Origin of the sequence: Pseudomonas sp. B21-035 (assembly GCF_024748945.1) — a bacterium.
Taxonomy (GTDB): Bacteria; Pseudomonadota; Gammaproteobacteria; order Pseudomonadales; family Pseudomonadaceae; genus Aquipseudomonas.
In genome coordinates this window covers 587,008-606,333 of sequence record NZ_CP087179.1, presented here as the reverse complement: position 1 = coordinate 606,333, position 19,326 = coordinate 587,008, and the positions used below count along the sequence as shown (strand labels likewise).

At 62.5% G+C, this 19,326-nt stretch carries 21 protein-coding genes; 10 read left to right on the top strand and 11 right to left on the bottom strand.

Annotated features, from left to right (window positions below):
• The first annotated feature begins 5 nt into the window (after positions 1-5).
• Positions 6-533, top strand: coding sequence for a GNAT family N-acetyltransferase (locus LOY22_RS02675; RefSeq protein WP_093376640.1), 528 nt, complete (start codon positions 6-8; stop codon positions 531-533).
• Positions 534-538: 5 nt separating this feature from the next.
• Complete coding sequence (locus LOY22_RS02670) at positions 539-1,060, top strand: GNAT family N-acetyltransferase (RefSeq protein ID WP_093376645.1); 522 nt, start codon at positions 539-541, stop codon at positions 1,058-1,060.
• A 64-nt stretch (positions 1,061-1,124) separates the two neighbouring features.
• Here the strand turns inward: LOY22_RS02670 and LOY22_RS02665 are convergent, their stop codons facing one another.
• Both LOY22_RS02665 and cbpA read right to left on the bottom strand, forming a co-directional pair.
• On the bottom strand, positions 1,125-1,430 hold the full coding sequence (locus LOY22_RS02665) for a chaperone modulator CbpM (protein WP_045196932.1): 306 nt from the start codon (positions 1,428-1,430) through the stop codon (positions 1,125-1,127).
• A gap of 2 nt (positions 1,431-1,432) precedes the next feature.
• Positions 1,433-2,392 (bottom strand): curved DNA-binding protein, encoded by a 960-nt coding sequence (cbpA, locus tag LOY22_RS02660; RefSeq protein WP_045196930.1) that lies wholly within the window; start codon positions 2,390-2,392, stop codon positions 1,433-1,435.
• 159 nt (positions 2,393-2,551) lie between these two features.
• On the opposite strand from cbpA, the gene LOY22_RS02655 reads away from it, so the two are divergent.
• Positions 2,552-3,817 (top strand): Hsp70 family protein, encoded by a 1,266-nt coding sequence (locus tag LOY22_RS02655; RefSeq protein WP_093376649.1) that lies wholly within the window; start codon positions 2,552-2,554, stop codon positions 3,815-3,817.
• Positions 3,818-3,867: 50 nt separating this feature from the next.
• Here the strand turns inward: LOY22_RS02655 and LOY22_RS02650 are convergent, their stop codons facing one another.
• Positions 3,868-4,875, bottom strand: a complete 1,008-nt coding sequence (locus LOY22_RS02650; protein ID WP_045196927.1) for an AI-2E family transporter — start codon at positions 4,873-4,875, stop codon at positions 3,868-3,870.
• 219 nt (positions 4,876-5,094) lie between these two features.
• Between LOY22_RS02650 and LOY22_RS02645 the strand changes: the two genes are divergently transcribed.
• On the top strand, positions 5,095-6,015 hold the full coding sequence (locus LOY22_RS02645) for a hypothetical protein (RefSeq protein WP_143013252.1): 921 nt from the start codon (positions 5,095-5,097) through the stop codon (positions 6,013-6,015).
• Positions 6,016-6,021: 6 nt separating this feature from the next.
• Here the strand turns inward: LOY22_RS02645 and LOY22_RS02640 are convergent, their stop codons facing one another.
• Positions 6,022-6,303 (bottom strand): PsiF family protein, encoded by a 282-nt coding sequence (locus tag LOY22_RS02640; RefSeq protein ID WP_045196923.1) that lies wholly within the window; start codon positions 6,301-6,303, stop codon positions 6,022-6,024.
• A gap of 62 nt (positions 6,304-6,365) precedes the next feature.
• Positions 6,366-7,157 carry a helix-turn-helix transcriptional regulator gene (locus LOY22_RS02635; protein WP_093376659.1) on the bottom strand — a complete coding sequence of 264 codons (792 nt, stop codon included), beginning with the start codon at positions 7,155-7,157 and terminating at the stop codon, positions 6,366-6,368.
• A gap of 98 nt (positions 7,158-7,255) precedes the next feature.
• Here LOY22_RS02635 and LOY22_RS02630 point away from each other — a divergent pair, with 98 nt between their 5' ends.
• Positions 7,256-8,149, top strand: coding sequence for a DMT family transporter (locus LOY22_RS02630; RefSeq protein ID WP_258596173.1), 894 nt, complete (start codon positions 7,256-7,258; stop codon positions 8,147-8,149).
• Here the strand turns inward: LOY22_RS02630 and LOY22_RS02625 are convergent.
• Entirely contained in the window at positions 8,130-9,020 is an 891-nt protein-coding gene (locus tag LOY22_RS02625) for a triacylglycerol lipase (RefSeq protein ID WP_045196917.1), read from the bottom strand. The genes LOY22_RS02630 and LOY22_RS02625 overlap by 20 nt on opposite strands.
• 123 nt (positions 9,021-9,143) lie before the next feature.
• On the opposite strand from LOY22_RS02625, the gene osmE reads away from it, so the two are divergent.
• Both osmE and LOY22_RS02615 read left to right on the top strand, forming a co-directional pair.
• The gene (gene osmE, locus LOY22_RS02620; protein WP_045196915.1) at positions 9,144-9,497 is read left to right on the top strand and encodes an osmotically-inducible lipoprotein OsmE; all 354 of its coding nucleotides are present in this window, start codon (positions 9,144-9,146) and stop codon (positions 9,495-9,497) included.
• Between the two features lie 90 nt (positions 9,498-9,587).
• Positions 9,588-10,118: a bacterioferritin gene (locus LOY22_RS02615; protein ID WP_045196913.1), complete on the top strand. Its 531-nt coding sequence runs from the start codon at positions 9,588-9,590 to the stop codon at positions 10,116-10,118.
• Between the two features lie 116 nt (positions 10,119-10,234).
• On the opposite strand, the gene LOY22_RS02610 is transcribed toward LOY22_RS02615, so the two are convergent.
• Positions 10,235-12,295 (bottom strand): AsmA family protein, encoded by a 2,061-nt coding sequence (locus tag LOY22_RS02610; protein WP_258596170.1) that lies wholly within the window; start codon positions 12,293-12,295, stop codon positions 10,235-10,237.
• 341 nt (positions 12,296-12,636) lie between these two features.
• On the opposite strand from LOY22_RS02610, the gene LOY22_RS02605 reads away from it, so the two are divergent.
• The 3 genes from LOY22_RS02605 to LOY22_RS02595 all read left to right on the top strand — a co-directional run bounded on the left by LOY22_RS02605 (position 12,637) and on the right by LOY22_RS02595 (position 15,000).
• On the top strand, positions 12,637-12,993 hold the full coding sequence (locus tag LOY22_RS02605) for a hypothetical protein (protein ID WP_258596162.1): 357 nt from the start codon (positions 12,637-12,639) through the stop codon (positions 12,991-12,993).
• 134 nt (positions 12,994-13,127) lie between these two features.
• Positions 13,128-13,757, top strand: a complete 630-nt coding sequence (locus tag LOY22_RS02600) for a TetR family transcriptional regulator (RefSeq protein ID WP_045196907.1) — start codon at positions 13,128-13,130, stop codon at positions 13,755-13,757.
• 133 nt (positions 13,758-13,890) lie between these two features.
• A complete protein-coding gene (locus tag LOY22_RS02595) occupies positions 13,891-15,000 on the top strand; it encodes an AGE family epimerase/isomerase (RefSeq protein WP_258596159.1) in 1,110 nt (369 codons plus the stop codon).
• A gap of 12 nt (positions 15,001-15,012) precedes the next feature.
• Here the strand turns inward: LOY22_RS02595 and LOY22_RS02590 are convergent, their stop codons facing one another.
• The 4 genes from LOY22_RS02590 to livM all read right to left on the bottom strand — a co-directional run bounded on the left by LOY22_RS02590 (position 15,013) and on the right by livM (position 19,325).
• The gene (locus LOY22_RS02590; RefSeq protein ID WP_093376681.1) at positions 15,013-15,780 is read right to left on the bottom strand and encodes an SDR family oxidoreductase; all 768 of its coding nucleotides are present in this window, start codon (positions 15,778-15,780) and stop codon (positions 15,013-15,015) included.
• A gap of 676 nt (positions 15,781-16,456) precedes the next feature.
• Positions 16,457-17,173, bottom strand: coding sequence for an ABC transporter ATP-binding protein (locus LOY22_RS02585; protein ID WP_258596156.1), 717 nt, complete (start codon positions 17,171-17,173; stop codon positions 16,457-16,459).
• Positions 17,170-18,045 carry an ABC transporter ATP-binding protein gene (locus LOY22_RS02580; protein WP_038997426.1) on the bottom strand — a complete coding sequence of 292 codons (876 nt, stop codon included), beginning with the start codon at positions 18,043-18,045 and terminating at the stop codon, positions 17,170-17,172. Before LOY22_RS02580 ends, LOY22_RS02585 begins: the two co-directional genes overlap by 4 nt.
• On the bottom strand, positions 18,042-19,325 hold the full coding sequence (gene livM / locus LOY22_RS02575; RefSeq protein ID WP_045196897.1) for a high-affinity branched-chain amino acid ABC transporter permease LivM: 1,284 nt from the start codon (positions 19,323-19,325) through the stop codon (positions 18,042-18,044). Before livM ends, LOY22_RS02580 begins: the two co-directional genes overlap by 4 nt.
• Position 19,326 lies beyond the last annotated feature (1 nt).

Here is a 19,326-nt window from a genome sequence, read left to right as displayed (position 1 = left end):
CTGCCATGACCTACCTGCTGCGCGATGCTGTGCCTGCCGACCTGCCGGGCATTCGCGAGATCTACAATGATGCCGTGCTCAACACCACGGCGATCTGGAACGAGCAAGCGGTCGACCTCGCCAACCGCCAGGCCTGGTTCGACGCCCGCCAGGCCCAGGGCTACCCGATCCTGGTGGCGGTCGACGCTGGCGGGCAGGTACTGGGCTATGCTTCGTTTGGCGACTGGCGGCCGTTCGAAGGCTTTCGCCATACCGTCGAGCACTCGGTGTACATCCGCAGCGACCAGCGCGGCAACGGCCTGGGCCCCAGGCTGATGCAAGCGCTGATCGAACGGGCCCGCGCCTGCAACAAGCATGTGATGGTCGCCGCCATCGAAAGCGGCAACAGCGCCTCGATTCGCCTGCACCAGCGCCTGGGCTTCACCCTCAACGGGCAGATGCCCCAGGTCGGGGTGAAGTTTGGCCGCTGGCTGGACCTGACCTTCATGCAGTTGATCCTCAACCCCGATGCCCCGCCGCCGACAATGGAGTGACGCCTGTGAATGCTGCGCAGCTCAACCGTGTAACCCATGAAAGCTTTGCCTATTACCGCGACGGCCTGGTGGCGTTGCTGCTCGATGCCGTGCAACACGGAGCTTCGGTGGGGTTTCTGGCGGATATCGATGCGCAGCAGGCCGAGCACTACTTCGAAGAAGTGCGCCAGCGCCTGGTCAGCGGCGAGCTGTTGCTGTGGGTGGTGGGCAAGGACAAGGAAGTGCTCGGCAGTGTGCAGTTAGGGCTGTGCCTGAAACCCAACGGCTTGAACCGCGCCGAAGTGCAAAAGCTGCTGGTGCACAGTGCCGCGCGGCGTCGCGGCCTCGGCCAGCAACTGATCCAGGCGCTGGAACTGACGGCGCGGCAAAAGCAGCGCGGCATGCTTTACCTGGATACCGAGGCCGGCTCCGGGGCCGAGGACTTTTACCGCTCGCTGGGGTACAGCAAGGCCGGCGAGCTTCCCGACTACGCCTGTGGGCCGGATGGGGTTTATCGGGCGACGGCGTTGTACTACAAATTGCTTTAGGGACTCATCGCGGGGCAAGCCCGCTCCCACAGAGATTGTGTGATCCTGTAGAAGCGCCCCGCGATCAGCCCTGCACAAACCGCCCCAGGCGCTGCCTGAGCATGCTGTTCTCGCTGCGCAGCTGCTGCACTTCCTCCAGCAGCTCCAGCGCCAGCGCCACCCCTTCCCACTCCAGTTGCAAATCGTGATGCAGTTTGGCCGCGCGCTTGGCCAGCACCGGCGCCTGATCGTCAAACAGCCAGTCTTCCGGCGTTCGCCCGGAAGGCTCGACAATGCCGTGTTCGACGATTTCGATCACGTAGGCCGCCGGCAGATCGGCTTCCTGACAGAGGGTCTGCATGTCCAGTTGAACGATCAGGGTACTGCTCATGATCAGCTACTCCATTGTGTCCTCGGGTTGAACGCAGCCTTTTCCGACAACTTGCTCCACAGCTCACGGGCAGCGGCATCGGACTGGCTCGGCATCACCACCTTCAATTGCGCATACAGGTCGCCACGCTGGCCCTGCTTGTTGCTCAGGCCCATGCCCTTGATCCGCAGGCGCTGGCCGTTCTGGCTGTCCGGACGGATGGTCAGGTTGACCTTGCCGGTCAGGGTCGGCATCTCGACCTTGGTGCCCAATGCGGCTTCCCACGGTGCCAGCGGCACGGTGATGATCAGGTCATGACCTTCGACATCGAACAGCGGGTGCGGTGCCATGCGAATGGTCAGGAACAGGTCGCCATTGGCGCCGCCACCAACGCCCGGGGCACCCTGGCCCTTGAGGCGGATCTTCTCGCCGTCGCTGACGCCGGCCGGGATCTTCACGTTCAAGGTCTTGGTGGTGAAGCCGGTGCGCTGGCCGCTGGCGTTGTGCTGCGGCACCTGGAAGCTGATCTGCTTGGATTCGCTGGACAGGGTTTCCTCAAGGAAAATCGCCAGTTCCATTTCCACGTCCTGCCCCCGCCGTCCGGCACTGCGTTGCTGGCCGCGGCCAAAAGGATTGCCGTTGCCACCGCGCGAACCGAAGATCGAGCTGAAGAAATCGGAAAAATCGCCACCGTCGCCGAAGCCCTCGGCACCTGCCGAACCACGGCTTTGCCAGCCCGGCGGGCCCTGGAACGGCCGGCCATGCTGGCCGTACTTGCGCAGCTCGTCGTACTCGGCGCGTTTTTCCGGGCTGCTCAGGGCTTCATAGGCCTCGTTGGCCTCCTTGAATTTCTCCTCGGCGTCACGCTCTTTGCTGACGTCGGGGTGATACTTGCGCGCAAGCTTGCGGTAGGCGGTCTTGATCGCCTTGTCATCCGCAGTGGGCTCAACGCCAAGAATCTTGTAATAGTCTTTGAAGTCCATCTAAGGAATCACCATGGGTTAATCGAATGCTTGTGTAGATTGGGGTCAAGCATAGCCTTTCAAGGTGCCCATGGGTTTGCCGCAAAGCAGATAATCGGTCTTGATTCTGCTGCCAGCTGGCATAAACTGCGCGGCCGTTTTTCCCCGGAAGTACAATCCATGAGTCAAGCATCCCCGGCCCGTGCCTGCGGCATCGACTTCGGCACCTCCAACTCCACCGTCGGCTGGCACCGCCCGGGCGTGGAGTCGTTGATCGCCCTGGAAGACGGCAAGATCACCCTGCCGTCGGTGGTGTTCTTCAACATCGAGGAGCGCCGCCCGGTGTACGGCCGCCTGGCCCTGCACGAATACCTCGAAGGCTATGAAGGCCGCCTGATGCGCTCGCTCAAGAGCCTGCTGGGCTCCAAGCTGATCAAGCACGACACCAGCGTGCTGGGCACCGCGCTGCCGTTCAAGGACCTGCTGGGCATGTTCATCGGCGAGCTGAAAAAGCGCGCCGAGGCCAATGCCGGCCGCGCCTTCGACGAGGTAGTGCTGGGCCGCCCGGTGCATTTCGTCGATGACGACCAGGCCGCCGACCAGGAAGCCGAGGACACCCTGGCAGAAGTGGCGAAGAAAATCGGCTTCAAGGACGTCTCGTTCCAGTACGAACCGATTGCCGCCGCATTCGACTACGAGTCGAGCATCCAGGGCGAAGAGCTGGTGCTGATCGTCGACATCGGCGGTGGTACCTCGGACTTCTCCCTGGTACGCCTGGCCCCGGAGCGGCACATGCTCGACGACCGCCAGCAGGACATCCTCGCCACCGGCGGCGTGCACATCGGCGGTACCGACTTCGACAAGCAGCTGAGCCTGCAGGGCGTGATGCCGCTGTTCGGCTACGGCAGCCGGATGAAAAGCGGCGCCTTCATGCCCACCAGCCACCACATGAACCTGGCCACCTGGCACACCATCAACTCGGTGTACTCGCAAAAATCCCAGCTGGCCTTGGGCAGCATGCGCTACGACATCGAAGACACCGACGGCATCGACCGCCTGTTCAAGCTGATCGAACAGCGCGCCGGGCACTGGCTGGCGATGGAAGTGGAAGAGACCAAGATCGAACTGACCCACAACGACCGCCGCCTGGTCGACCTCAAGCGGGTGCAGCCGGGGCTCAGCGTCGATCTGACCCGGGCGCTGTTCGAAGAGTCGATCGACAATCTGCTCGAGCGCGTGCGCGGCAGTGTCAGCGAGCTGCTGGCCAAGGCCAGCGTGGGTGTGGCGCAGGTCGATACGGTGTTCTTCACCGGCGGCTCCAGCGGCATTCCGGCGCTGCGCCAGAGCGTGGCGGCGATGCTGCCCAATGCCCGGCATGTCGAAGGCAACATCTTTGGCAGCATTGGCAGCGGCTTGGCAATCGAGGCGCGCAAGCGGTACGGCTGAAAAACTATCGCGGGGCGGTGCGACGCCTCGACTTGCCCCGCGATCAGGCTTCACACCAGCTCTTGCTGGCGCAACTCACTCTTCAGGTAGGCGTAGTAAATCGGCCCGGCCACCACCCCCGGCAGCCCGAACGCCGCCTCACACACCAGCATCGCCAGCAGCAACTCCCACGACTTGGCACTGATCTGCCCGCCAACGATCCGCGCATTGAGGAAGTACTCGACCTTGTGGATAACGATCAGATAACCCAGCGCCGCCATCGCCACCCAGATCGACAACGACAGGCCGACGATGGTGATCAGGGTGTTGGACATCAGGTTGCCGATCACCGGCAGCAGGCCGAGCAGGAAGGTCAGCACGATCAGGGTCTTGGTCAGCGGCAGGTGCACACCGAACAGCGGCAGCACCACGGCGAGGAAGATGCCGGTGAAGAAGGTGTTGAGCAGGGAAATCTTGATCTGCGCAAAGACGATGTTGCGAAACGCCTGCACCAAAAGCGCCAGGCGGTTGAACAGCGCCGCCGCCAGGGGCTTGCGCTTGGAGATGTCGGGAATGCGCTGCAAGGCGACGATGGCGCCGAGGATCATGCCGATCAGCAAGGTGACGAACATGTGCGCCGCGCCCTTGCCCACCAGTTGCAGCTCGCCCAGGTGGGTCTTGAGCCATTCGCCGATGGCCACCTTGAACTCCGAGGCACTGGCCGGCAGGTAGGCGTCGATGAACGGCGGCAGTTGCCCGCGCGCCTGGTCGACCAGGAGCATGAACTTGTCCAGCGATGCCCCGGGGTTTTCAGCCTCGTGCAGCAAAAAACTGATGGCGCCGGCAAACAGCAAGGTCAGGGTGCTGACCACCAGAGTGCCGAGCAGCGCGACCGCCAGCCAGCGCGCCCGTTGCCCGGCAATCAGGTGCTGCAGCTTGGGTGTGAGCATGTTGACCAGTTCGAACACCAGCAGCCCGGCCAACAGGCTTGGCAGCAACTTGAGCGGCAACACCAGCAACAGGCCGGTGAAGACGATGATCCAACTGGCCAGGGTGATCTGGCGCTGAGTAAAGGTCATACAACCTCGAAAGGCGACGGCATGGAAAACCGGCAGTCTGCCAGCCTTCGCCCGGCAGGCATAGTGGCACGCAGCGGCGTTGCGGCTGGTAATGCCGCCCTGATGTTTCTATGATTGCCGCCCCCAATGGAATGGCGGCGCCGCGCTGGCGCATTCGCAGGCAGGCGAAACAGGAATCCCTCTGTGCCTTCCCACCTTCAAGGCACAGAGTTCAAAACCATGCGCAAACTGCTTGTCCTGCTTCCCCTGTTGCTGCTTGGCGGCTGTTCGGAAGATTTCGCCACCCTGCATTTCGCCCAGCCGGTAAGCGCCTACTATGGCGACCTCAAACAGCAATACGGCGATGACCTGTACCAGGCCATCCTGAAACTGGGTATCGACCCGAAGGACATCGAGGTCGAACTCGACAATGACCACCGCCAGGACTTGCTCATCAGCGTCTCGCGCTCGCTCGATGCCGGTAAGCGTCAGGCCCTGCGCGAGTTGTTCGACGAAATCCCCCGGGCCCGAGCGGCCACGTCCTGGGAAGTCGACGTCACCCTTGAACCGCAGTCACTGGAGCCCCAGTACCAGGTCTGGCGCGAGGCGCTGGAAAAGATCAAGGGCCCGGTCACCCTCGAGATCAAGCTTGGCAGCCGTATCGAAGCGCTTTCCACCGCCACCCTCATGGACAGCATCCAGGCCGCCGAGAAAAAAAGCGAAGTGTCGAGCATCATCACCTGCCACGTGCTGGCCGAAGTCTCGCGCGGGCCATTCAAGCTCAGGTCGATCGTGCAGCTCGAGGAAGGTCCGTCGGAACGTGCGCAGGTGGTCATCGAGTACGGTCAGATGCGTTATGCCACGGTGCCTGCACAGTTCGACTTCAAGGACCCGGTCCTGAAGGAACGAATCCGCAACGGGCAGATCAAGGCCTGGCAAGCCGAACGGACGCTGCAGCGCAATCCGTACGGCCCGTTCGAGATGGCCTTCGAAATCGGCTCGCTGGGCAAGCAGAGCGTTAACCTCTACTCAGGCACCGACCAGCGCATCAGCATGCTCCAGAGTGACTGCCGGGAGCTGGCCGACCACGCCGGCCGGCCGTTCTCGCTGTTTATCGGCCAGGGCCTGGACCGGCTCGAGTCGGTGACTTACGCCAACTGACGCAGGTTACTTTTTCTTCAGGCAGTCGCTCATGTACGCCTTGCGCTCATCACCCTTGAGCGCTTTGGTGGTGGCGTCGGCGTTGCAGGTTTTCATTTTGTCCTGCTGGGTCGCAGGCTTGGCTTTCAGGCAGGTGCTCATGAACGCCTTGCGCTCGTCGCCCTTGAGCGCCTTGGTGGTGGCATCGGCGTTACAGGTTTTCATTTTCTCCTGTTGCGCCGTGGCGGCAAATCCTTGGGAACACATCAGCAAACCGAGCAACAGCAACGGCACACGCACCATCTTCATGGCGTTTTCTCCTGGTCGCTGCGCACCACGCGCAGCCTTGGCCGAAGTGTAGACAAATATTCTTACAAACCTCCAGCGCGAGCCTGCCGCCGGTACTGCTCCGGGGTGCAATGGGCCTGGCGCTGGAACATGGCGATAAATGCCGAGGCGCTGCTGTAGCCCAGGTCGAAAGCAATCTGCTGGGTCGGCAGGTTCTGCTCAAGGGCCTCGATGGCACGCAAAAAGCGCAGGCGCAGGCGCCATTCGCCAAAGCTCATGCCCAGCTCGCGAATGAACTGCCGGGCCAGGGTGCGTTCACTGACATGCACGCTGGCCGCCCAATGGCCGAGCGGGCGATTGTCGCCAGGCTCGGCGTGCAGCGCCTGCAATACTTCAGCCAAACCGGCGCTGCGGGCGTAGGGCAGGTAACAGGTCTGGGCCGGGGCGCGGCGCAGTTGGTCAACCAGCACCTGGGCCAAACGCTGGTCGGCTTCATCTTCAGGCACCTTGACGTCACGGGCGGCAAAATCGCCGAGTATGGCTTTGAGTATGTCACTGATCACCAAGGTGCAAGGCTCGCCTGGCAGCCCTTTGCACATCTCGCGATCCAGGTACACCGAGCGATAGACAATGGCCTGGGGGTTGTAGCAGCTGTGCTCGGTATCGGGCGGCACCCACACCGCATAGTGCGGCGGCGAGATGAAGCGCTGGCCGGCGATCTCCAGGTGCATGATGCCGTGGGCCGCATAGTTGAGCTGGCCCCAGGCGTGCCGGTGGGCGGCACTGTGGGTGTCGGCGCCGAATTCGTCATAGCGAAAGTACACCGGGGCCGGCAAGGTCTCGAATTGCGGGATGTTCAGGTACTTTATCGGCATGCTGTCTGGATCTATGCGCAGGTTGTCTGGATACAAGTATAAGCAACGGGACAGACAAGTGGATAATTGCCGCCTGTATCCTCAAGAGTTCCCGTTTCATGAATTATGCGTTTCCGTTGCTGGCAATCTTCATCTGGGCCGGCAATACCGTGGTCACCAAGATGTCCGCCGGGGCGATCTACCCGGCCGAGATCGGTTTCTATCGCTGGCTGCTGGCCGGCCTGCTGTTCACCCCCTTCCTGCTGCGCCCGGTGTTGCGCAACTGGTCAGCCATCGGCCCGAACCTCGGCAAGATCTTCATCCTCGGCGTGCTCGGCATGGCGGTGTACCAGAGCCTGGCCTACTTCGCCGCCGCCATCACCAGCGCCACCAACATGGGCATCATCCTCTCGCTGATGCCGTTGATGTCCCTGGCCCTGGCGATCATCAGCCTCGGCCAGCGGCTGACCATCGGCGCGCTGATTGGCGCCGTGGTGTCGTTCGTCGGTGTGCTGGTGGTGGTCTCGGCCGGTGATCTGGCGGCGTTGGTGCAACACGGCGTAAACAGTGGCGATGCGCTGATGCTGATTGCCACCCTGGCCTATGCGGTGTACAGCACCCTGCTGAAAAAGTGGCAGTTGCGCATCGCGCCGCTGCAACTGCTGTACCTGCAGGTGCTGGTGGCGATCATCGTGCTGTTTCCGCTGTTCGTGTTTTCACCGAAGACCGGCCTGGGCGCTGGCAATATCGGCCTGGTGATCTATGCCTGCGTACTGGCCTCGATGATCGCGCCGCTGGCCTGGATGCAGGCGGTCAGCCGCCTCGGCCCGAGCCGCACGACGCTGTTCTTCAACCTGCTACCGGCAGTCACGGCAGTGATCGCCGCCATGGTGCTGGGCGAGCAACTGGCGCTCTATCACCTGGTCGGCGGGGTGATGACCCTGGTCGGGGTGATCCTCGCCGAACGCTGGAAAACACCCCTGCGCCGCCGCGCTACAGCCCCGCAGCCTTGAGCCTGGCGGCATGCTCGGTGAACAGCCGCACCGGCTCCGCGCCCTTGCCTACCGCCCCTAGCGACTGGTTGACGATGTCCAGGTGATCGAGCGGATAGTCATCGCCGATCACCTGGCCCAGGTGCGAACTGAAGCGCCCGACCATGCCGTCGCACTGGCCCTTTTCCCGTACGAAGGTGCGGGCGAACAGGCGGCAGAAGCGGTTGCTGCCATCCAGGCGGTTGAGACCGCGATCGGTCAGGCCCGGCTGCAAGGTGCCGGACCAGGAGTAGTAACGCACACCATTGACCTGGGCCGGGCCCTCGCCGCCCCAGGTCGTCGGCAGACCCTGTGGATAAGCCTGGTTGAAGCGCGCCACGCCGGCACTGGTGAGCGACTGGTGCGAGGCGTGCACGTCGATCGGCAGTTTCGGTCCGCGCCAGCCGGTTTCCAGCCAACCCATCAATACCGCCAACCCGTGCAGCAAAGCCTTGAGCACACGGCCGCGGGCAGAGTGGGCGGGGTAATAGTCATGCAGGTGATCGGCCAGCTCCGAGCCGTGATTGGGCCCGGCAATCGAGGTGACCGAGGCCACCCATTCCGGCCGTTTGGCCGCCGCATAACGCGCGGTCAGGGCGCCCTGGCTGTGGCCGAGCAGGTTGACCTTGTCGGCGCCGGTACGCTGGCGGATATCGGCGATGATCAGCAGCAACTGCTCGCCGCGCACTTCGCAGGAGTTCAGCGGCGAAACCTGCACGGCAAACACCTGGGCACCGCCCCGGCGCAACGCCGAAACGATCCCGAACCAGTAGGGATACAGCAGCAAGCGGACAAACCCGAGCATGCCCGGCACCAGCAGCAGTGGATAACGCGTGGCGAGCCCTTGGGCCATGGCTGCATTCCCCGTTCCGTGGACAGTCGGCCAACCCTACAGGCAATTCGATGGCAATCGCAATCGAACTCCCGCCGCTCGCTGGGGTTCCAAGCCAATAGACCCTCAGCAAGGAGCTCAACCATGTACAAGCATACCCTGGCCATTCTGCTGACCACCGCCACCCTGGCCGCCTGTGGCAGCCGGCCGGAGAACCCGGTGGACTACGTCACCTACCACGAAGAACCGCTGGTCAAGCAGGTCGAGAACGGCATGACCATGCAGCGGGTGATTGCCATTGGCGGCAGCCCCTCGACGGTGATCGACCTGCCCCATGGCGGTACCTGCAACAACTACATCCTCAACCGTGACGGCAAGCAGCAGGCCTACTACGTGCGCTTCGACGCCACCGGCCATGTCGACGCCAAGGGCTTCAAGACCTGCGAACAACGCCAGGTCGACGACGATGCCGTCGACAAGGCCAAGGCCAAGCTATAAAACTTTTCCGCGTGCCGGGGACTCACAGCTTAAGTAACCAGCGCGCCGACAGAGCGTGAAGATCGATCCGTTTTCAGCCTGGAGATGATGATGAGCAACGTTGAACTGACCGATGTTAAAACCTTGCGCGAACGCGCCCGCCAGCATGTCGAGCAGGGCGCGGTGACCGAGGGTTACAGCGCCGACCGGGAGAAAATCCTGCGCCTGCTCAACGAGTCGCTGGCCACCGAGTGGGTCTGCGCCCTGCGCTACAAGCGCCACTACTACATGGCCAGCGGGATCAAGGCCAGTGTCGCCGCCGACGAATTCCTCGAACATGCCACCCAGGAGCTGCAGCATGCCGACAAGCTGGCCGAGCGCATTGTCCAGCTGGGCGGCGAGCCGGACCTGAACCCCGACAACCTGAGCAAGAACTCCCATGCCCAGTACGTCGCTGGCAACAACCTCAAGGAAATGGTCCTGGAAGACCTGATCGCCGAGCGGATCGCCATCGATAGCTACCGCGAGATCATCCAGTACATTGGCGAAAGCGACCCGACCACCCGGCGCATCTTCGAAGATATCCTGGCCCAGGAAGAAGAGCACGCCGACGACATGGCGGATTTACTGCAAGGTCTGTAGACCTTATCGCGGGTCAAGTCGGGTCGCCACACCGCCGCTCCCACAATGGAACTGAGTGCACCAGACCTGTGGGAGCGGCGGTGCGACGACCCGACTTGACCCGCGATTGCTTCCCCTCAACCCCTCTTCACCGCCCGCGGCGCCTTGCCAGCCTTCATCTGCTCCAGCAATGGTGTGCACTGGTTGGGCACATCACCACTTGGCGCAATCAACGCCAGCAAGCCGGCTGCCGGGCCGGCAACCACGCCCAACGCCACCATCCCCGCACCCCGCAGCGCCAGCGGCAGCGCCTGCACGCCGGCACTGGGCTTGGCAAACGGCCCGCGCACATACAGCGGCGAGCGCAACGAGAACAGGCGCACGCCCTTGGATTCGGGGTTGATCTTCAGGTCCAGTTGCTCGCTGGCAAAGTTGGCCGTGCCATCGATGTAGATGATCGCGTTCTCGGTATCGAAGACGAACACCCGGGTCGTGGCCAAACCGTCCTTGATACCGAAATCGGCTGCCGCGCAGTTGATCTTCACTTCCTTGTCGCCAAACAGCTTGCCGACCACATAGTTGCCGACGTTGAGCCCGGCGATTTCCATCAAGCCACGACTGATCGCACCATCGTTGATGAGCATCTTCAGGTCGCCATTGGCGGTGGCCAGCAAGGCTGCGACCGAGTTGCCGCGCCCACTGATGTCGGCGTCGCCATTGAGCTCGCCGAAGCTGGTCTTCATCGGCTCGAAGGTCGGGAACAGTTGCTTGAGCTTGAAGTTGCGCGCACTCAATTGCGCCCTGCCCTGCAACGGCACGCTACGGCCATCGAGGCGTACCTGGGCGTCGAGTTTGCCGCCAGCGATGCCAAAGCGCAGTGGCTCCAGGCGCAGCACACCGTCATCGAGGACGAAGTGGCTGGACAGGTCAGTGAACGGCAGCTCGGCACTGTGCACGATGCGCTTGCCGCTGAAGGTCACGTCGGCGTCCATGGTCCGCCAGCGTTCGGTACGAAACTCCTCGACCGGCAAGACCTTGCCTGCCGGTTGCTTGCTGGCACCGCCGCGGGCTTTCTGCTGGGCATTGGAGTCGGCGCCGATCAGCGGTGCCAGGTCTTTGAACAGCAACTGGTTGGAAACCAGCTTGCCGCTCAGCTTCGGTCGTGGCTGGCTGGCAACGAATGCCAGGTCGCCATGGATATCGCTGTCGCCGATCTTGCCGTTGAAGCCTTCATAGCGAAACACCGCGCCACCGGGTTCATGCAGCTTGGCGGTCAGATGACCGTCGGTGGCGTAGGGCGGCGAATCGGGCAGGGTCACGCCAGTCAGCGGATACAGGTTAGCGAGGCTTGCGCCCGACAGGCGCAGGCGCAGGTCGAGGGCACCGAGGTTGCGTGGGTCGGTGAGGGTGCCGGCCACGGCGATGCGGGTACCGCCAATGGCCATGTCGGCCTGCAGCGGGAACGGTTGCGAGGCGTCCTGCAAGGCCAGCAAACCGCCGATCTTGCCGGTACCGGCCAATGCCTGGCCTTTGTAACGACCCTTGAGTTTGAGGCCGAAGGCGTAGTCCTGGGCGGCACCGGCCTTTTGTGCCGAAGCCTTGCCGACGATATCGCTGAAAGGGATCGGCTTGCCCAGCGGGTCGATGAGCACGTCCAGCCGGGTCTTCAGGGTCTGGTCATCGAGGCTGACCTGGCCCTTGTCAAAGCCGATGGCGCCGATGTCCAGCACCCACTTCGACGGCTCTGCCTGCTCATCCTTGGGGCCGAAGTCGAAGGTCCAGTTGGCGCGACCATCGGCCAGGCGCTTGAGGCTGGCGGTCGGCTGGTTGAGGTCGATGCGCGGAATGACGATCTGCTGCAGCAGCAGCGGCAGCGGCGCCAGGCGGAACTCGACGCGCTTGAGGCCGACCATCTGCGGCTCTTTGAGCCAGTCGGGGTTGCCCAGGGTCAGGTCTTCGGCGATGAAGTGCGGCCATGGCAGCCAGGCGCGCCAACCACCCTGCTCCGGCTCGCGCTGCCAGCGCACCGCCAGGTTGCCGTTGATGGCGAAGGGCCGGTGCAGCGCTTCGGACACCTTGGCATTAAGGGTGGGCTTGACCCGGTTCCAGTCGAAGGTGGCGATGACGACCACCAGCACCGCCAGCACCAGCAGCAGGCTGGCGAGGGTCCAGGTGATGATTTTGGCGGGGCGCGTCATTGCACGATTCTCCTGATGACTGCATGGCAAAAAGCGGGCGCGTTGAGGGCACTTATCTGTTCGGACTGATGAAACGCCGAGGGGTTTAATCGATTGGCCATGATAACCAGGTTTTTTCTGACCTTTTTCTCAACTTTTGTCGATTGTTAGCGTGTTCGCCGACCTCGGTAACGGCTCCGCCGCAGTTGCTCATGGCGCCACAAACCACGTTCTAGAGCGGCTGGCGCGAAGCATCAATTGCGTTGATTGTTACCATTATCTTTATGAACTTTTATCTGGCGTTTCCCGGCGTAGCATTGGTTCCGTACCCACTTTCCAGCCCCGCCGAGGAGCACCGAATCATGAAACGCCAATTACTGCTGAGCCTGTCCCTGTCCATCCTGGCCGCCAACGCCTTTGCCGTACCTGCCGCCGACCAGGCGCTGACCGCCGAAGCGCGTTCGAGCTCGACGGTCATTTCGCAACCGCTGAACCCGCTGGCCGAAGGTGGTTCCGATCGCCTGCTGGAACGTAACAACCGCGTTGCCGAAGGCGGTGCTGATCGCCTGAATGACCGGGTCAAAGTCGCCGAGGGTGGTGCTGATCGCCTGAAACAGTATTACAAAGTAGCCGAAGGTGGTTCTGACCGTCTGAAAGCACGCTTCGAGGTCGCAGAAGGTGGCTCTGATCGCCTGATCGAAAACCAACGCGCGAGCTGAAGCCTATGCCAGACAACAAGACACACCAGCGCTGTAGCAGCTCCCCTCCCAGCCCGGTCCATTGACCGGGCTTTGTTTTTCTGGCGCCAGGCTATTAGAGTGCAGGGCTGTTTCACTGCCTGCCGATACTTGCCATGCTGCCGCGCGCCGAACAAAAGCAACAGACCCGCCACGCCCTGCTGGATGCCGCCCGCCACCTGATGGAGAGCGGTCGAGGCTTCGGCAGCATCAGCCTGCGCGAAGTGGCAAAAACCGCAGGCATCGTCCCTACCGGTTTTTACCGGCACTTTACCGACATGGACCAACTGGGCCTGGCCCTGGTCAATGAAGTGGGCGAAACCTTCCGCCAGACCATCCGCCTGGTGCGCCAGAACGAATTCGAGCTGGGCGGCATCACCGACGCCTCGGTGCGGATCTTTCTCGATGTGGTGGCGGCCAACCGTGCCCAGTTCCTGTTTCTCGCCCGCGAGCAATATGGCGGTTCGCAACCGGTGCGCCAAGCCATCGGTACCCTGCGCCAGGGCATCAGCTCGGACCTGGCCACCGACCTTGCGCGCATGCCGCGCTGGCAGCATCTGGACGCCGCGGCCCTGGCGGTGATGGCTGACCTGGTGGTGAAAACCGTGTTCGCCACCCTGCCGGAGCTGATCGACGAGCCAAGCGACAACGCCGGTGAACCGATCAGCGCCCAGGAGAAGATCACCCAGCAGCTGCGCTTCATCTTTGTCGGTGCCAAGCACTGGCAGGGGCTCAGTGCGCTGTAGGCAGTCTGCTGTGCTGGCTGTACTGGCCTCATCGCGGGGCAAGCCCGCTCCTAGCCCGCGATGAGGCCGGCAAAGTCAGCGCCTTTTCCTGCTACCATTGCGCGCAAACGCACCGACCGCGACGAAATTTTCCATGCCCGACCTTCGTACTGCCCAGCCTGAACTGCCCGCCCTGCTCGCCGAGGTCCAGGCGCACTTTGACCAGCGCATCGTGCCGCTGTGGCAAGGCCCGGGCTGGAATGCAGAGATGGCCCTGCCCTTCGAAGCCCTCGACCCGCAGCAGCAACCCATGCCGGTGCAACGCTACCGGGCCATGGCCTGCGCGCGCCAGCTGTACCTGTTCAGCAGCCGCATCGAGCAACCCGGCGCCAGCGAACGCGCCGCCGCGCTGTTTCGCTCGTTGCAGCGGCATTTCCATGATGCCGAGCACGGCGGCTGGTTCTACAGCATCGACGCCCAGGGCAAGCCGCTGGACCGGCGCAAAGACCTCTACACCCATGCCTTCATCGTCTTTGCCTGCGCGCATTACTGGGGCAAGGTGCATGAGCCACTGGTCGAATCGGCCCTCAATGCCGCGCTGGAAGTGGTAACCGAGCAGTTCACCCGTGATGACGGCCTGTACGAGGCGAGCCTTGGCGAAGACTGGTCGGACCTGGCCAGCGGCCCGCTGCAGAACCCGCTGATGCATCTGGCCGAAGCCTTCCTCGCCACCCTCTCGGTGCGTGACGACAAGGCTGTCGAACAAGCCCTGCAAAGCCTGGCTGCGGCGATGCAGACACACTTCATCGACCCCGTACACGGGGTGATGCTGGAGAAACCACGCGGGGCTGTGGATAACTGGTTCGAACCCGGTCACCAGTTCGAATGGTTCTACTTGCTGGAGTCTTCACCGCTGCTACGCGGTAGCGAGCTGCATGCCTCGCTCAGCCGCGCATTTGCCTATGCCGAACAGTGCGGTGTGAAGGACAGCGCCGTGCTGGCCATGCTCAGCGCCGAGGGCCAGGTGCGCGACGCCACCCAGCGCATCTGGGCCCAGGCCGAATACCTGCGCGCCCTGACCTTGCGCCCGGCCAGCGCCGCCACGGTGCTGGCCCAGCTCAAGGCGCTGCAGCAGAACTTCCTGCATGACGGTGGCTGGCATGAGTGCCGCGATGCCAGTGGCAAGGTCAGCCGCGCCGATATGCCGTCGACTACGCCTTACCACCTGGCGACTTGCCTGGAAGGACTGCAGCGTCAGGTTTGACGCTGTCGCGGGTCAAGCCTTGCCTGAACGATCGATCGAGAACCCTGCCCACGCCTGGCTCACCGGCATCAGCTCAAGGCTGTTGATGTTGATGTGCGCCGGCTGGTTCATGATCCAGAAGATGGTCTCGGCGATATCCTGCGGCTGGATCGCCTCGGCGCCGGCATAGGTGGCATCGTAACGCGCCTGGTCGCCAGCGAAACGCACCAGCGAGAACTCGCTCTCGCACAGGCCCGGCTCGATATTGCTAACCCGCACGCCAGTGCCCTGCAGGTCGCAGCGCAGGCTCAGCGAGAACTGCCCGACGAACGCCTTGGTGCCGCCATACACATGGCTACCCGGATAGGGGTAGTTGCCGGCTACCGAGCCGACGTTGAGGATGGTCGCGCCACGGCCGTGGGCGATCAGCCGCGGCAGCAGCAGGCGGGTGCTGTACATCAGGCCCTTGATGTTGGTGTCGACCATGGTTTCCCAGTCGTCCAGATCGCACTTGGGCGCCGGGTCGGCGCCCAGGGCCAGGCCTGCATTGTTGATCAGCCCGCGCAGCTTGGCGAACGACGGTGGCAGGTTGTTGATGGCTTCTTCCATGGCCTTGCGGTCACGCACGTCGAGTACCAGGCCGTGCACTTCGGTTTGTTGCGACAGCTCGGCACACAGCGCTTCCAGGCGCTCCTGACGGCGACCGGTCAGCACCAGCGACCAACCGGCTTGCGCAAAACGACGGGCGCAGGCTTCGCCGAAGCCGGAAGTTGCGCCAGTGATGAATACGGTAGAGGTCATGCGGGTCTCCTTGATGAGGCTGATCACAGGGGTTGCAGCATGCCCGCGGCCGCGTTCGGCAGCAAGCAATTCGCATCACTGTACAAAAAACGATCAAAGCTGTGAAAGCCCCGGTATAGAAGGCCTGCGGCAAGCTTTACGCATGTTATCCACAAGCCCTTCCACAAAATCCGGGGGCAACTCGAAAACCCTGCAAGCCGCGTAATCCGGGGCTTGCGCAAGTATTTCCCTTGACCTCTGGCGCAGGCCTTGACCTAAGGCCGGCAACAGGCGTCGAAGGCGTGGATTTCCATGATGGCTCCAGGCCTGTAACGACGCTGTCTTCGCCGATCTTTCCAAGGCTTGCCCACAGAGTTATCCACAGGCCGGAAGCGCACTTTAATCGCCATTTGCGCTAAGGACAAAACACTTGACAAACCCCGATGCGAAAGCCGCGAAAAAACCTGATCAAAAAACAACCACAACCCTGGAAGCCTTGTAAACAAAGGGCTTCAGCAAGCTGCACCCAAGTTACCCACAGTCGGTTCCACACCAATGGTGGACAACTCAAACCTCTATGAAAACGCCCGCTGAAGCGACGTTCTGTCGCGCCCAAAAGAATGTCTGGACAATGTTTTCCACAAAACTGTGGACAAAAAAACGCCCCGTCAGCCGGGGCGCTTTTTTTCACCAACGATCAGTGCCCGCCCAAGTAAGCGTTGCGCACCTCCTCGTTGACCAACAGCTCCTGGCCAGTACCGGTCATGCGGATATGACCGTTGACCATTACATAGGCGCGGTCCGAGAGCTTCAGCGCATGGTTGGCGTTCTGCTCCACCAGGAAGATGGTCATGCCGGTCTTCGCCAGCTCGCGCAAGGTGGCGAAGATCTGCTTGACCACGATCGGCGCCAGGCCCAGCGACGGCTCATCGAGCAGCAGCAATTTGGGCCGGCTCATCAAAGCCCGGGCGATGGCGAGCATCTGCTGCTCGCCGCCGGACATGGTCATGGCGCGCTGGTTGCGCCGCTCCTTGAGCCGCGGGAACAGTTCGAACATGCGCTGCATGTCCTCGCTGGCGAACTTGTCGCCGATCGGGATGGTGCCCATCATCAGGTTCTCTTCCACCGACATGTCGGGGAACACCCGGCGACCTTCCGGCGACTGGGCAATGCCGTTGGAAGCGATGTAGTGCGACGATTTGTGAGTAATGTCGGTGCCACGGTAGATGATCTGCCCGGCTGCCGCCCGCGGCTGGCCGAAGATCGACATCAGCAGGGTCGACTTGCCGGCACCGTTGGAGCCGATCAGGCTCACCGTTTCGCCTTCATCGATGTGCAGCGAGACTTTCTTCAGGGCCTGGATCGGCCCGTAGAACACGTCGATCTCTTTCAGTTCGAGGATCGGTGTACTCATACCAGTTCCTCTTCATCGGCGCCCAGGTAGGCAGCAATCACCGTCGGGTTGTGACGGATGTCCTGTGGCGCGCCTTCGGCGATCACGTTGCCGTGGTCAAGCACCACGATATGGTCGGAAATGCTCATGACCATGCCCATGTCGTGCTCGATCAGCACCACGGTCAGGTCATGTTCGTCGCGCAGCACGCGGATCATTTTGCTCAGCGCTTCGGTTTCCTGCGGGTTGAGGCCGGCAGCCGGTTCGTCGAGGCAGATGATCTGCGGCCGCGTGCACATGGCCCGGGCAATCTCCAGGCGCCGTTGCTGGCCGTACGACAGCTCACCGGCCAGGCGGTTGGCGCAGTCGACCAGGTCGACCACTTCCAGCCAGTAGAAGGCATGGTCGAGGGCATCGCTTTCGGCCTTGCGGTAGCCCTTGGTGTTGAGCACGCCGGCCAGCAGGTTGCGGTTGACCCACATGTGCTGGGCCACCAGCAGGTTCTCGACCACCGACATTTCCCGGAACAGGCGAATGTTCTGGAAGGTCCGCGCCAGCCCTGCGCGGTTGACCAGGTGAGTACCGCCAAACATCTTGTAGTGCAGGCGGTTGATGAAGCGCTTGGGCGAGACGAAATCGCCCAGCTGAAAGCGTTCGCCCAGCAGCTGGATGACATTGGTGCGGGTGCCGCGCAGGTTCAGTTCGATCTTGCCGCCACTGGCCTTGTAGAAGCCGGTCAGGCAGTTGAACACCGTGGTCTTGCCGGCGCCGTTGGGGCCGATCAGGGCGAAGATCTGGTTGCGTCTGACCTTGAGGCTGACATCGCTGAGCGCCTTGATGCCGCCAAACTGCATCATCAGGTTTTCAACCGAGAGAATCACGTCATCGCTCATGGCGCCACTCCTTTACGCGGGACTACACCGGTACGGCTGATACGAATCAGGCCGCGCGGTCTCCAGATCATCATCAACACCATCAGCACGCCGAACAGCAGCACCCGGTACTCGGAGAAGCTGCGCAATAGCTCCGGCGCCACGGTCAGCACGAACGCAGCAATCACCACGCCGACGGTCGAGCCCATGCCGCCGAGCACGACGATGGCAAGGATCAGCGCCGACTCGAAGAAGGTGAACGACGACGGGTTGACGAAGCCCTGGTAGCTGGCAAAGAACACCCCGGCAAGGCCGGCGGTAGAGGCGCCGAGGGTGAAGGCCGAGAGTTTCACCAGCACATGGTTCAGGCCCATGGACCGGCAGGCGATCTCGTCTTCGCGCAGCGCTTCCCAGGCGCGGCCGACCGGCATGCGGGTCAACCGGTGCTTGATGTACAGCACCGCCAGCACCACCAGGAACAGCACGATGTAGATGAACAGGAATTTCACGTTGGGGTTGTAGGCAATGCCGAAGAACTCGTGGAACGGCACCCCGCCGTCCTTGGCCCGACGGCCGAACTCCAGGCCCATGAAGGTTGGCGACGGCACCGGCATGCCGTTGGGACCGCCGGTGAACGACAGCCAGTTGTTGAGCACCAGACGGATGATCTCACCAAAGCCGAGGGTAACGATGGCCAGGTAGTCGCCATGCATCCTCAGCACCGGAAAGCCCAATATGCACCCGGCCAGCGCCGCAGCGATTGCCGCCAGGGGCAACACCGTCCAGAAGCCCAGGCCCAGGTACTGGTAACCCAGGGCCAGGCCGTAGGCGCCGATGGCGTAGAAGGCCACGTAACCCAGGTCGAGCAGGCCGGCAAGACCTACCACGATGTTCAGGCCCAGACCCAGCAGTACGTAGATGAGGCCGAGGATGACCACGGTCAGCAGGTACTTGTTGGCGAAGAATGGGAAGACGATGGCAATCACGATCAGTGCCGGAATGATCCAGCGCAGCCGCGACTTGTAGTCCGGCGCCAGCACGTGCACGCCGGAACCACTGCCCTCGAAGCCCTGGAGAATCGACTGGCCCTTGGGCGTCTGCAGGAACAGGCTGAGGAAAAACCGCCCGACCATCACCCCGGCCACCAGCCAGGCGACACGGGTCGGTTCAAGGTTGAAGCTGTAGCCGTCGAGCACCACGCCGACGATGGGCCCGAAAACGATCAGGGAAATCAGCCCGGCGAGGACCGTATCGATCAGGCTGCGCTTGATATCGAATGTAGTTGTTTTGGCAGCAGACATA